9 protein-coding genes are annotated in these 13,058 nt (G+C 66.0%); 7 read left to right on the plus strand and 2 right to left on the minus strand.

Features of this window, described 5'->3' with window-relative positions; all coding sequences use genetic code 11:
• Positions 1–86 precede the first annotated feature (86 nt).
• Positions 87–1,229: an MFS transporter gene (locus FHT19_RS08415; RefSeq protein WP_169474570.1), complete on the plus strand. Its 1,143-nt coding sequence runs from the start codon at positions 87–89 to the stop codon at positions 1,227–1,229.
• 7 nt (positions 1,230–1,236) lie between these two features.
• Here FHT19_RS08415 and chrA read toward each other — a convergent pair whose 3' ends face one another.
• Positions 1,237–2,586 (minus strand): chromate efflux transporter, encoded by a 1,350-nt coding sequence (gene chrA / locus FHT19_RS08420; protein WP_169474571.1) that lies wholly within the window; start codon positions 2,584–2,586, stop codon positions 1,237–1,239.
• A 457-nt stretch (positions 2,587–3,043) separates the two neighbouring features.
• On the opposite strand from chrA, the gene FHT19_RS08425 reads away from it, so the two are divergent.
• Positions 3,044–4,519 carry an ATP-binding protein gene (locus tag FHT19_RS08425; protein ID WP_169474572.1) on the plus strand — a complete coding sequence of 492 codons (1,476 nt, stop codon included), beginning with the start codon at positions 3,044–3,046 and terminating at the stop codon, positions 4,517–4,519.
• Entirely contained in the window at positions 4,519–5,436 is a 918-nt protein-coding gene (locus FHT19_RS08430) for a response regulator (protein ID WP_168555094.1), read from the plus strand. Before FHT19_RS08425 ends, FHT19_RS08430 begins: the two co-directional genes overlap by 1 nt.
• 37 nt (positions 5,437–5,473) lie before the next feature.
• Here the strand turns inward: FHT19_RS08430 and FHT19_RS08435 are convergent, their stop codons facing one another.
• Complete coding sequence (locus tag FHT19_RS08435; protein WP_168555095.1) at positions 5,474–5,998, minus strand: Rid family hydrolase; 525 nt, start codon at positions 5,996–5,998, stop codon at positions 5,474–5,476.
• Between the two features lie 337 nt (positions 5,999–6,335).
• Here FHT19_RS08435 and FHT19_RS08440 point away from each other — a divergent pair, with 337 nt between their 5' ends.
• From FHT19_RS08440 to FHT19_RS08455, 4 genes are all read left to right on the plus strand, one after another.
• Entirely contained in the window at positions 6,336–8,801 is a 2,466-nt protein-coding gene (locus FHT19_RS08440; RefSeq protein ID WP_248290326.1) for a TonB-dependent receptor, read from the plus strand.
• A 138-nt stretch (positions 8,802–8,939) separates the two neighbouring features.
• Positions 8,940–10,904: a tetratricopeptide repeat-containing sulfotransferase family protein gene (locus tag FHT19_RS08445; RefSeq protein WP_169474573.1), complete on the plus strand. Its 1,965-nt coding sequence runs from the start codon at positions 8,940–8,942 to the stop codon at positions 10,902–10,904.
• Positions 10,905–10,951: 47 nt separating this feature from the next.
• The gene (locus FHT19_RS08450; protein WP_168555098.1) at positions 10,952–11,407 is read left to right on the plus strand and encodes a cytochrome c; all 456 of its coding nucleotides are present in this window, start codon (positions 10,952–10,954) and stop codon (positions 11,405–11,407) included.
• Positions 11,408–11,459: 52 nt separating this feature from the next.
• On the plus strand, positions 11,460–13,049 hold the full coding sequence (locus tag FHT19_RS08455) for a flavin monoamine oxidase family protein (protein WP_169474574.1): 1,590 nt from the start codon (positions 11,460–11,462) through the stop codon (positions 13,047–13,049).
• Positions 13,050–13,058: the final 9 nt, after the last annotated feature.

Below are 13,058 nucleotides of genomic sequence, written 5' to 3' on the forward strand. Positions count from 1 at the left end.
GCTCTAAACAGAGCCGCTACTCTGGTCCATCTGTGCATCTGTTGGCAAGGCGCCCGCGCGCCGCAAAAAAGATCAGGATCACCGCGATGAAATGGAATGCCGGGCTGATGGCCCTGGCCCTGGGTGCGTTTGGCATCGGGGTCACCGAATTTGCCCCCATGGGCCTGCTACCCGCCATTGCCACGGGGCTTGGCGTATCGATCCCTGCCGCTGGCCTGCTGATCAGCGCCTATGCCATGGGCGTGGTGGTGGGTGCGCCGATCATGACGCTCTCTACCGGCCGCGTGTCGCGCCGCACGCTGCTGGTTGGCCTGGCGGGCATCTTCACCCTGGGCAACCTGCTGGCCGCGCTGTCCACCAGCTATACCATGATGCTGGTGGCGCGGCTGGTCACCTCTTTCAACCACGGGGCATTCTTTGGCGTGGGATCGGTGGTCGCGGCCAGCCTCGTGCCGCCGCAGCGCCAGGCCGGTGCCGTCGCCACGATGTTCATGGGATTGACCATCGCCAACGTCGTGGGCGTCCCGCTCGCCACCTGGGCGGGTGAAAACGTGGGCTGGCACACGCCGTTCTGGGCGATCGCCGCACTCGGCCTGGCGATGATGGCCGCGCTGCGCTTCACCCTGCCACCCCTGCCGGCCGAGACCGACGGCAACGCCATGGCCGAACTGCGCGTGCTGATGCGTGGCAAAGTGCTGGGCGCGCTGGCGCTGACGGTCGTGGGATCGAGCGCGATGTTCACCGTGTTCACCTATATCAGCCCGATCCTGCGCAACGCCACCCACGCCTCGCTGGGCTTCATCACTGCCATGCTCGTCACCTATGGCGTGGGTCTTACCGTGGGGAACTGGCTGGGCGGCAAGTTTGCCGATCGCTCGGTCGATCGCACGCTGATCGTCACGCTGGCGGCGTTGACCGCCGTGTTGATCGCCTTTGCCCTGCTGATGCCCTTTGCCTGGCCCACGGCGGTGATCGTGTTCCTGTGGGGCGTGGCCAGCTTTGCCCTGGTGCCGCCTTTGCAAGTACGGGTGATGAGCGCAGCGGCCGATGCGCCGCACCTGGCCTCGTCGGTCAACATCGGCGCCTTCAACCTGGGCAATGCCCTGGGCGCGGCGCTGGGTGGCGGGGTCATCGCGCTGAATCTGGGCTATCCGGTGATCGCGCTGGCCGGCGCGGCGACCTCGGCGCTTGGGCTGGTGGCGATCCTCTTCACCAGCCGCAAGCGCTGACGCCCGATCAGGGCAGCATGCCCAAGGCAAGGCCACCCGCCGCGCAGGCCAGCAGGACCGTCATCACGCTCCAACGCCGGCGGAACAGCAGGTAGGCCGCCAGGGTCCCAAGGGCGGCGGCGCGCCAATCCAGGCTGGCAAGATCGGGCAAGGCGACCGACACCGTGCCCAGCCGCGCCGCCGTGCCTCTGGTAAACAGCACGTGCAGCCCGAACCACAGCGCCAGGTTGGCGATCACGCCCACGATCGCGGCCGTGATCGCCGCCAGCGCGCCCTTCAACCGGCGGGCATGCTCCAGCCGTTCAAGCCATGGCGCCACGGCGAAGATCCACAGGAAGCACGGCACGAACGTGACCCAGGTGGTAAGCAGCGCGCCCAGGATACCGGCCATGACCGGGCCGAACGGGGCTGGCGCCCGGAACGCGGCGAGGTATCCCACGAACTGCGTGACCATGATCAGCGGACCCGGCGTGGTTTCCGCCAGCCCCAGGCCATCGGCCATTTCCCCGGCGGAAAGCCAGCCATGGCCGGTGACCGCCTGCTGCGCCATATAGGCCAGCACCGCATAGGCGCCGCCGAACGTGACCACCGCGAGCCGGGAAAAGAACGCGCCGATCTGCCACAGCACATGCCCCCGGCCCAGCGTTGCCAGGATCAGCAGCATCGGTGCGGCCCATGCCGCGGCGCCCACCACGGCCGCCGTCACGCTGGCCCGCCACGGCATCGGCGTGTGCGCCATCGCTGGCGATGCCGGCTTGATCGCCAAGAGCGCCGGCCGCCATGCCGCAACGATCGCGCCGAGAAGCGCCGCCATAGCCACCACCACCGGGAAAGGCGCATTGCCGATTGCCAGCGCCAGGAACGCGGTGAACGCGATACCCCGTTTCAACCCGGTATCGAGCGCGCGCGCCGCCACGCGCCACAGCGCCTGGACCACGATCGCCAGGACCGCAGACTTGATCCCCAGGAACAGCGCGGCAAACCACGGCACGCGCGCGGCAAAGCCATAGACCATCGACAAGGCAAGAATAACAAGCGCGCCTGGGATCACGAACAGCAACCCGGCCGCCAGCCCGCCGCGGACGCCGTGCAGCTTCCACCCGATCCAGATCGCCAGTTGCTGTGCCTCAGGACCAGGCAGCAAATGGCACACGTTCAGCGCATGGAGGAATTGGGCCTCGTCGATCCAGCCCCGCTCGTCCACCAGTTCGCGGTGCATCAGGGCGATCTGCCCGGCTGGCCCGCCAAAGCTGAGGCAACCGATACGCGCGGCCACCCGCACGAGTTCGCCGAACGTGGGTGTACCCGGCAAAGCGGCCTCCTCGCGCGCAGCCACCCCGTCATGCCGTATCGTCATCGCTTTCCCCAAACGCCATCGCGCCCGCCAGCGGCAGGCAAATAATGGGCAACGCTTGGGCTAGCGCCTGTCCGGGAGGCCCGCCCCAGTCCCGGTATGCCGATTTAACCGCGTAATCGGCGGCATGACAAGCCGGGATGCAACCGCTTCAGCGACACTGTGACGCGCGCGCCGATCGCGGCAATGCCCTTGCCCGCCAAGTACTTCGCCGCAGACTTGCTGCACTGCGTCGAAAACCATCCGTTCCGACCTACGATCGGCCTTGATAGCGGATATCTTCCAGTGCAGACTTGGCGAAGCGGCGCAATCGAACACGAAGCGTGCTGGGGGTCGTAAACACAATGTCGAACTGGCTTTCGCCTGAACCGGTTTCTCCGGCACGCCTTTGCTGCGCTGCGGGTGGCAAACGATTGTACCCGAACGGGACGCAAGGCCCGCAGCGATCGGCAACGCCTTGATGGCACAAACCGCCCGTCATCTGCGCAAGCCGCCGACCGCCGCCCCGCAAGACACCCGCAGCCATGCCGAGTTGGTGGCCAACCTGGAGCGCGACTGTGACGCGGCCCGCGCGGCCGACGCGGCCAAGAGCCGCTATCTCGCCAACGTCAGCCACGAAATTCGCGCGCCCCTCAACATCATCTATGGCTATGCGCAACTGATCGAGCGCCGATCCGGCGTCGATCCGCGCGAGGCGGCCAAGGTGATCCTGCGCAGCACCGAACACCTGATCGATCTGGTGGAAGGGCTGCTCGACATCTCCCTGGTGGAAAACGGGGTGACCCGCGTGGCCCGCGATGTGGTGCGCCTGCCGGCCTTCCTCGACCAGCTGGTCCGCATGTTCGAGCCCGACGCCAGAGCCAAGGGTCTGGCGTTCCATTACGAAGCGCCGCAGGGCCTGCCGGAATTCGTCCGCACCGACCAGAAACGGCTGCGCCAGGTGCTGATCAACCTGCTGGGCAATGCCATCAAGTTTACCGACCGTGGCCGGGTGGTGCTGCGTGTCGTGCATTCGGGCGAGGTCGCGCGTTTCGAAGTGGAAGACAGCGGCCCCGGGATTTCCGCCGAAGAGCGCGAGCGGATCTTTTCGCCGTTCGAACGCGGTGTGGCCCAGGCCGGATCGACCAATGGCTTTGGCCTGGGCCTGCCGATCACGCGCGCAATCGTCCATATCCTGGGCGGTGATCTCGACCTTGTCAGCACGCCGGGCGCAGGCAGTTGCTTTCGCGTGCGGATGATGTTGCCCAAGGTGTGGGTACCTGGCGACACGGGGCCGCGTCCGGGGCGCATCACCGGTTATACGGGGCGCCGCCGCACCATCCTGGTGGTCGATGACGATCTGCAACAGCTGGCTTTCGTGCGCCAGGCGCTGAACGACGTGGGCTTTGAAGTGGCGGTGGCCCCCGGCGGCGAAACCGCGCTGGCGCTCTGCAACGGCCAGCGCTTCGATCTCGTGCTGCTGGACGTGCAGATGCCGGGTTGCTCGGGCTGGGAAACCGCGGCGCGGCTGCGTGACCGCTTTGCCGATGCCGTTCGGATCGTCATGCTTTCGGCCAACGCCCACGAACGGCATGGCCCGGATGGACAGACCGCCAGCGATGCGGCCGCCCCGCATGACCTTTTCCTGGTCAAGCCGGTGGAAATCGGGCGGTTGATCGACGCCATCGGCCAGGAACTGGGCCTGGAATGGGAGCGCGAGGATATCGCACCCACCCTGCAGCGCCGTGCGCCCGCCACTGCTTTGCCGCCGGCAGCCCAGCCCCACGTCGAACGTCTGCGCGAATTCCTGCGCATCGGCCATGCCCGCGCCATTGCCGGAGAGATCGCCGCGCTGGAACGGGCAGCGCCCGAAGCCGGAGACCTCATTGCCAGGCTCTATGCCCGGCTCGACCGGTTCGACATGGCAGGCCTTGCCCGCATGCTGGACGAATACTGATGGAGCACCAGCAAGTCCGCCGCGACACCGTGCTGGTGGTCGATGACGAGCCGGCCGCCCTGCACCTGTTGACCGACACGCTGGAAGCCGGCGGCATCCAGGTGCTGGTCGCCACCGCAGGCCAGACCGCGCTCGACCTATTGCAGCACATCACGCCTGATCTGGTGCTGATGGATGCAATCATGCCGGGCATCGATGGTTTCGAAACCACCGCGCGGATCAAGGCCAATCCGCAAACCGCGCACGTGCCGGTGATTTTCATGACCGGGCTAACCGAAAGCGAGCACGTCATCGAAGGGTTCGAGGTGGGCGGCGTGGATTATGTGCGCAAGCCCATCAACGTGCACGAACTGCTGGCGCGCGTGCGCGTGCACCTGGGTCATGCCCGCGCGGTGCAGGCCAGCACGGCCAGTCTGGATGCCACCGGGCGCCTGATGATGGCCACCGATACCAGCGGCTTCCTGCTGTGGTGCACGCCGCTGGCGGAACAGGCGATCAACCGCATCGCGCCGGGATGGCGCCGCGATCAGCCGGAATTGCCCGACGAACTGCGCCAGAGCGTCGGACGCCTGCTGGCCAAGACCGAAACCGGCAGCAGCCTGCGCATCGAGCAGGGCGAAGGCGCGCTCGAACTGGTGCTCATCGCGCACTATCGCGAAAACGAAGTGCTGATCCGCCTCAACGAACTCAATCCCCAGGTCGATGCGCGCCAGTTGCAGACCCGGTTGGGCCTGACCGAGCGAGAAGCCGAAGTCCTGCTGTGGATCAGCTATGGCAAGTCGAATGCCGATATCAGCCAGGTTCTGGTGATCAGCCCGCGCACCGTGCAAAAGCACTTGGAGCGCATCTATGAAAAGCTGGGCGTGGAAACGCGCGCGGCGGCCGCGGCGATCGCGATCAAGGCCCTGACGCCCTGATCGCGAACCACGCGCCGGCACGCCGCGCCGCGTGCGCTTATTTCTTGCGCGCAGCGATCCCCTCGATCTCGATCAGGAAATAGGGGCCGGCCAGCGCCGCCACCTGAAACGTGGATCGCGCCACGGTGGTGGGATTGTCCGCCGTCTTGAAGAATTGCTTGAAGCCTTCGTTGGCGCCGGCAAAATCCATGTGTCCGGTCTTGGGATCGGCTGCCACGAACAGCGTCAGCTTGATCAGGTCCGACATCTTGTAGCCCCGGCTTTCCAGCAGGGCCTTGATCTTGGTGAGGACGCTGATCGTCTGCGTCTTGGTATCGCCCAGATCGTCGACGGATTTCACATCGGCAAAGGTCTTCTTCGGATCGACCGGCGCGGCCAATTGCCCCGACAGGAAGAACAGGTCGGTCCCGGCGGCAACCTCTGCGCCATCGAGAATCAGTGCCTTGGGATCGGCCTGGAGCTTGGTGACCTGCGCGTGGGCCGGGGCCATGGGGGCCAGCACCGCGGCGGCAAACCCAAGGGCGGCAAGGGCGCGCGTGCGAAAGCCGGGGGAAAATGACATGGCATATCCTTGCAAGAAGTGGTGGCGTGCCGGGGGCGGCTGCCCCCTACCGGGCGCCATCCTAATGCCTGCCCGGCAACGCGTGATACGACAATCAGCGTATGGGCAATCCCGCTGATTTGCCTTCCATTGCCGCGATCAAGCCCGGCAGCAGCAAAAAGCGGCGCCGGCAAGCGAGGGCAGCACGACCGGACACAACCCGGATCAATCCGTGCGCCCCGCCCCTGGGAGGGGGTGCGGGAGGAGGGCTCGTTTCCATGGGGGCAAAGATATGTCAGCCTATTCCCGAATTGCATTCGCATCGCTACTCGCATCCACCGCACTGCCGTCCATCGCCATGGCGCAGGATGCACCGGCCGCCGAACCGCCGGTTGGCGAAGATATCATCGTGACCGGGACGCGCGTCACCGGCATGCGGGCGGCCGACAGCGCCGCGCCGGTGCAGGTGGTCGGCACCCAGGCGTTCCAGTCGGTGGGGCAGCAAGACCTCACGCAGGTGCTGGCGCAAACGCTGCCTTCGCTCAATTTCCAATCGTTCGGCGGCGATACCGCCAACCTGACGTTGACGGCCGCGCTGCGCGGGCTTTCGCCCAACGACACCCTGGTGCTGGTGAACGGCAAGCGCCGCCACTTCACCGCCAACCTCGCCGTGCTGGGCGGCAGCCCCTATTCGGGCGCGGCCACCACCGATCTCAGCTTCATTCCGACCAACGCCATCAGCCGCATCGAAATCCTGCAGGATGGCGCCGCCGCACAGTACGGGTCCGATGCGATCGCCGGCGTCGTCAACATCATCCTGAAAGACCAGTCTTCGGGCGGTCTGTTCACCACCACCGGTGGCCAATACTACGAAGGTGACGGCAAGACGTTTTCCACCGCGCTCAACTTCGGCGCCAAGCTGGGCGACAACGGCTTCATCAATGTGACCGGCGAATACAAGTTTCACGATTACACGCAGCGTGGTGGCTGTGACCGCCGCTATTTCACACAGAACTGCACGGTGCGCACCGATATCAGCGCGGTGGACCAGGCCGGCGTGAAGGCCAACCCCTATTACCCGCGGGTCAACAACATCAACGGCGACGCGCGCTATTCGCTGTACAACATCATGGTCAACGCTGGCTATGACATCACCGACAGCATCCAGGCCTATGCCTTTGGCAGCTATGGCAACCGCGTGGCCAAGGCGTTCGAAAACTATCGTCGCGCCAGCCGCGTTTCGGGCACCACCAGCACCGGCACCACGGTCTATCCGCTGCCCGCCGGCTTCAATCCGCAGGAAAGCCTGCGCGAGGAGGATTTCTCGGGCACGTTCGGCTTCAAGGGCGACATTTCGGGCTGGGCCTGGGATCTTTCGGCCACCTACGGCCGCGACGCCGTGGCGCTCTACACGCTCAACTCGGCCAACCCCACTGTCTATGCGATGCAGCAATCGCAAAGCGCCACCGCCATCGGCCTGCAACGCAACTTCTACGATGGCACCCTGGTCAACAGCGAATGGTCGGCAGACCTGGGCGTGACCAAGGACTTCGAAGTGGGCATGGCCAAGCCGCTCACTTTGGCCTTCGGCGGTCAGTGGCGCCGCGATGGCTATGCAATCCAGTCGGGTGAATTCGCCTCTTACTATGGCGGCGGCGCCCAGTCCTATCCCGGCTTTGCCCCAACCGACGCGGGCTCCTACAGCCGCCGTGCCGTGGCCGCCTATATCGATGCGGCCGTCGATCCCGTTACCGGCCTGCACCTAGATCTTGCCGGGCGCTATGAACACTATTCCGATTTCGGCAACGTGTGGAATGGCAAGGTCACCGCGCGCTACGATTTCAGCCCGGCTCTGGGCATTCGTGGCACCGTCTCGAACGGATTCCGCGCCCCGACCCTGGCCGAATCCTACTATTCCTCGGTCAACGTGGGCCCGGGCACCACGTTCGGCCAGTTGCCGCCCAACTCGTCGGCGGCCAAGGTCCTGGGCTTCGGCAACCTCAAGCCCGAAAAGTCCACGTCGTTCTCGGCGGGCTTCGTGGCCCATCCGGGCGGCGGTGTGCAGCTCACGGTCGATGCCTATCAGATCAAGCTGAAGAACCGCATCGTGCCTTCGGCGGCGATCTTTGGTTCGCAGGGGACGTCGGTGGTGTCTCAGGCGGTGCTCGATGCCCTTACCGCACGCGGCGTCAGCCTGGCCGATGCCACGTCCTATGCGGGGATCAACATCTTCACCAACGGTGCCGACACCCGCACCCGCGGCGTGGAAGCAACCGCAGACTATACCAGCGATTTCGGCGGCGGCGCCAAGGTCGCCTGGACGCTCGGCTTCAACTACAACCAGACCAAGCTGCTCAAGGTGTATGCCTTGCCCTCGCAGGTGGTGAACACCGCTTTCAGCCAGACCTCGCTGCTGGACCCCAACTCGATCGACGGGCTGACCACGGCCACGCCGCGTGTGAAGGTCATTGCCAACGCCCTGTTCACGCTGGGTTCGTTCTCGTTCAACTTGCGCGAGACGATCTATGGCTCGGCGCACCAGCGCACCAGCTATTCGGGCAGCGGCTATGCCAACGCCGATGGCTACACCGTCTTGCGCACCGGAACCACGGGGATCACCGATCTCAACGTCGGCTACAAGGTGACGCCGGCGTTCCGCCTCGATGTTGGCGCCAACAACCTGTTCGACAAGAAAGCACCCACAGTGCCCAATGTCGGCGGGCGCCCGGCCAACGGCAGCAACAACTACGATACGCCCATCACCTTTGCGCCATGGGGCATCAACGGCGGATATTACTACGCCCGTGCCACCGTCACGTTCTGACGCAATGGCTGCCGTCGTTACCGGGTGTGATCGCCACGATCAGGCCCGGGGCGCGGTGGATCGACTGGGACGGGGGGCTGCCCACGCGGCGGCTCCCGTCCTCCCTGCCCAGCACCGGAACAGGCCGGCCACACCAAGATGCTGCACGTGACCACCGATCCCCTGGCCGAAGCGGCCGAAGCCCTGGCCGCCAACCCGGCCAAGGCCGAACGGCTGGCCCGCACCCTGTCGAGCCGCGATCCGGCCGATCCCCGCCCTCGCCTGATCCTGGCATCGGCGCTGCGGCGCCTGGGCCGTCCGGCCCATGCCCTGCCGATCCTGCTCGACCTGGCCCGCGCCTGGCCCAAGGCGGCGCGCACCCGCTATGAACTCGGGCTCGCCCTGTGTGGCGTTGGCCGGGGCCAGGAGGGCGACCAGCAGCTCGATACCGCGGTCGCGCTCGACCCTCGCCATGCGGAGGCATGGCGCGCGATCGCCGACCGCGCCTTTGCCTGCGGCGCCGTGCAACGCGAGCGCCGGGCGCTGGCCGCGCTGGCGCGCCTCGATGCCGATCATTCCGATCTGGGCCGCGCAGCCGAACTCGTGGCGCTCGACCGCCATGACGAAGCCGATCCCATTCTGCGCAGCTTTTGCCGCGCCCATCCCCATCACGCCGAAGGGGCGCGTCTGCTTGCCGCCTGCCACATCGCGCATCGCACCGTGCACGCGGCCGAAACGCTGCTGCGCCATGCCTTGTCGCTCGATCCGCAGTCCAAGCGCATCCGCTTCGACCTGGCCCACGCCCTGTTCGCCGCTCGCCTGGCGCAGCAGGCCCTGACCGAACTGGCACCGCTGCTGGCAGCAGAGCCAGACAATCCGGCCTATCTCAATCTCCAGGCTGCTTGCCTCGGCCTGCTCGGCGACGACAAAGCGGCGGAAGCGATCAATGCCCGCCTGGCAGAAGCGTTTCCCGCCAACCCCGGCGTGGCGGTCAACCATGGCCACGCCGCACGGACGGCCGGCCTGCGCGACACCGCGATCCGCGCCTATCGCCGCGCCACGATCCTGGCCCCGCACATGGGCGAGGCCTGGTGGGGCTTGGCCAATCTCAAGATCGGGGCGCTGAGCGACGCCGACGAGGCGCAGATGCGCGGGCTGCTGGGCGGATCGCTGCCAGCCGATGACCGCATGCGCCTGTCCTATGCCCTGGGCCGCCGCCTGGAGGATGCCGGCGATGCCGCTGGCGCCTTTGCCCTCTATGCCCAGGGCGCCGCGCTGGCACGGGTGAAGTTCGGCGGCGCCGATCAGGACTATGCCGCCCAGGCGCACGACGTGTGCCAGCTCTACACGCCCGAATTCCTGGCCGCGCGATCAGGCCAGGGATCGCCCGACGCGGCGCCCATCTTCATCGTCGGCCTGCCGCGCTCCGGCTCCACCCTGGTGGAACAGATCCTGGCAAGCCACCCGGCAATCGAAGGCACGATGGAACTGCCCTATATCGGCAGCCTGGTCGGCCGGATCGAGCGCGAAGGTGGCGCCACGCGGATCGCATCGGCCAGCCCTGCCCAGTTGCGCGACTGGGGCGAGGAATACCTGGCCCTGGCCCGTGTGCACTGCCGCCTCGGCCGCACCCATTTCATCGACAAGATGCCCAACAATTTCCGCCACATCGGGCTGATCCGCCTGATCTTGCCAGAAGCGCGGATCATCGACGTGCGGCGCAATCCGATGGCCGCCTGCTTTTCGGGTTTCAAGCAGCTCTTTGCCGAGGGCCAAGAGTTTTCCTATGACCTGGAAGACCTGGCGGCCTATTATCGCCACTACCTGGCGATCGTGCGCCACTTCCACGCCGTGGCGCCCGGCGCGGTGCACACCTTGGTCTATGAAGACCTGGTGGACGATACAGAAGGCCAGGTGCGCGCGCTGCTGGCGGCGCTGGGCTTGCCGTTCGATCCGGCCTGCCTGCGCTTCTTCGAAAACGACCGCGCCGTGCGCACGGTCAGTTCCGAACAAGTGCGCCAGCCGATCTATCGCTCCGGGCTCGATCAATGGCGCAAGTTCGAACCGTTCCTGGCGCCGCTGGCCCAGGGACTGGGCGATGATTGCACCGGCTGGCGCGCATGACCCCGGCCTTGCCTCCCCCCGATCCCGTTGAACCCAAAGAGTATGCCATGACCCGAAAACCGCACTTCGCCGCCCTCGCCCTTGCCGGAATGGCGCTGGTTACCTGCGCCACGCAAGCGACGCCCGGCTTTGCCCAGGACCGTCCGGGACCGGGCGGCAGCACGGTGGAAGTGTCGAACCAGGGGCAGGAAGTCTACGAGCAGATCTGCCAGGCCTGCCACATGGCCGATGCCAAGGGCGGCGGCGAACCGGGCGCCATGATCCCCGCGCTGGCCGGCAACAAGAACCTGGCCGACAAGGACTATCCGATCATCGTGGTGATGAAGGGACGCGGCGGCATGCCCTGGTTCAACGGCGTGCTGACCAAGGAGCAGATCGCCGCGGTGATCACCTATGTTCGCGGCCACTTCAACGCCTATCCCGATCCGGTGACCGTGGCCGATATCGACCGCGTCGTGGCTGCCGATCCGCCTGTCCCCGAATGCAACACCTGCGGCCATTGAGCAGCACTTCCCCCCAAGAACCATATCCCGATTCGACCACGAAGGGTTTGCCATGTCAGACGTTTTCACCCCACCCACGCGCCGTGCCCTGCTGACCATGATCGGCAAGGCCGGCGGTGCCGCGGCGCTGTACCAGGCAATGACCGTGCTGGCGCATGCGGCCGACAGCCAGTTCACCGGCCCGCCGCGCCTTTCGGGCGCGCGGCCGGGATCGACGGTGCTGGTGCTGGGCGCGGGCCTGGCCGGAATGCTGGCCGCCTATGAACTGACCAAAGCGGGCTACAAAGTGCAGATCCTGGAATTCCAGGGCCGCGCCGGCGGGCGCAACTACACCGTGCGCGGTGGCGACACCATCACCGAAATCGGCTCCAAGCAGCAGGTGACCTTTGCGCAGGGCAATTACCTCAACCCGGGCCCCTGGCGCATTCCCTATCACCACCGCACCGTGCTGCACTATTGCAAGGAACTGGGGGTCCAGCTCGAACCGTTCTTGCAAATCAATCACAATGCGCTGATTCACAATAGAAAGGCCTTTGGCGGCAAGCCGCAACCCTATCGTGAACTGATGGTCGATTGGAAGGGTCACGTTTCCGAACTGCTGGGCAAGTCGCTCAACGCCGGCGCCCTCGATACGGCGGTCACGGCCGAGGACAAGACCCGCCTGCTCGAAGCGATGCGCGAGTGGGGCGTGCTCGACAAGAACATGCAATACACCAAGAGCTTCAAGCTGGGTGAGCAGCGCGGCTGGGAGCGGGTGCCGGGCGGCGGCGTCAACGGCGCGCCGATCCCCAACGATCCTTTCAGCCTGACCGAGACGATCAACAGTGGCGTGTGGCAGACGCTGGGCTTCTTTGCCGAACACGTGATGCAAACGACGATGTTCCAACCCAAGGGTGGCATGGACCACATCGGCAAGGCATTCCAGGCGCGCGTGGCCAAGATGATCCGCTTCAACACCCGCGTGACCAAGATCGCACAGGACGACAAGGGCGTGACCGCAGCCTGGACCGACACCAAGACCGGCGCCACGGGCGAAACCCACGCCGATTGGATGGTCTGCACGATCCCGGCCCCGGTACTCAACCAGATCGATTTCCAGGCTTCTGCGCAAAAGAAGGCCGCCATCCGCGCGCTGCCCTATGGCAACTCGGTCAAGATCGGGTTGGAAATGAAGCGCCGCTTCTGGGAAACCGACCATGCCATCTATGGCGGCATCTCGTTCACCGACCAGGCCATTTCGCTGATTTCCTATCCCAGCGCCGGGTGCTTTACCGATGGCCCGGCGGTGCTGCTGGGCGCCTATCCGTTTGGCGCGGGCGCCTACATGCTGGCGGGGATGACCCCGGAAAAGCGCATCCAGGCTGCGCTCGACCAAGGTTCCGTCTTCCACCCGGCCGAATACAAGGCTGAATTCCTGTCCGGCGCCTCGGTGGCGTGGAACCGGATGCCGTGGATCCTGGGCTGCTGCGCCAACTGGACGGAGGAAAGCCGCGCGGCCCACTACCAGAACCTCGTCGCCATGGAAGGGCGCATCGTGCTCGCCGGTGAGCATTGCTCTTATTACGGCTGCTGGCAGGAAGGGGCGTTGCTCTCTTCGATCGATGCCATCACGCGCCTGCACCAGCGCGCCATGGCTGCCTGACGAAGACAC

This window comes from Novosphingobium sp. SG919 (assembly GCF_012932495.1).
GTDB lineage: Bacteria > Pseudomonadota > Alphaproteobacteria > Sphingomonadales > Sphingomonadaceae > Novosphingobium > Novosphingobium rhizosphaerae.

Excerpts from the sequence above, each read along its gene's own strand:
- chrA (WP_169474571.1), bottom strand. The coding sequence starts at position 2,586 with ATGACGATACGGCATGACGGGGTGGCTGCGCGCGAGGAGGCCGCTTTG.
- FHT19_RS08415 (WP_169474570.1), top strand. The coding sequence starts at position 87 with ATGAAATGGAATGCCGGGCTGATGGCCCTGGCCCTGGGTGCGTTTGGC.
- FHT19_RS08425 (WP_169474572.1), top strand. The coding sequence starts at position 3,044 with ATGGCACAAACCGCCCGTCATCTGCGCAAGCCGCCGACCGCCGCCCCG.
- FHT19_RS08450 (WP_168555098.1), top strand. The coding sequence starts at position 10,952 with ATGACCCGAAAACCGCACTTCGCCGCCCTCGCCCTTGCCGGAATGGCG.
- FHT19_RS08445 (WP_169474573.1), top strand. The coding sequence starts at position 8,940 with ATGCTGCACGTGACCACCGATCCCCTGGCCGAAGCGGCCGAAGCCCTG.
- FHT19_RS08430 (WP_168555094.1), top strand. The coding sequence starts at position 4,519 with ATGGAGCACCAGCAAGTCCGCCGCGACACCGTGCTGGTGGTCGATGAC.
- FHT19_RS08440 (WP_248290326.1), top strand. The coding sequence starts at position 6,336 with ATGGCGCAGGATGCACCGGCCGCCGAACCGCCGGTTGGCGAAGATATC.
- FHT19_RS08435 (WP_168555095.1), bottom strand. The coding sequence starts at position 5,998 with ATGTCATTTTCCCCCGGCTTTCGCACGCGCGCCCTTGCCGCCCTTGGG.
- FHT19_RS08455 (WP_169474574.1), top strand. The coding sequence starts at position 11,460 with ATGTCAGACGTTTTCACCCCACCCACGCGCCGTGCCCTGCTGACCATG.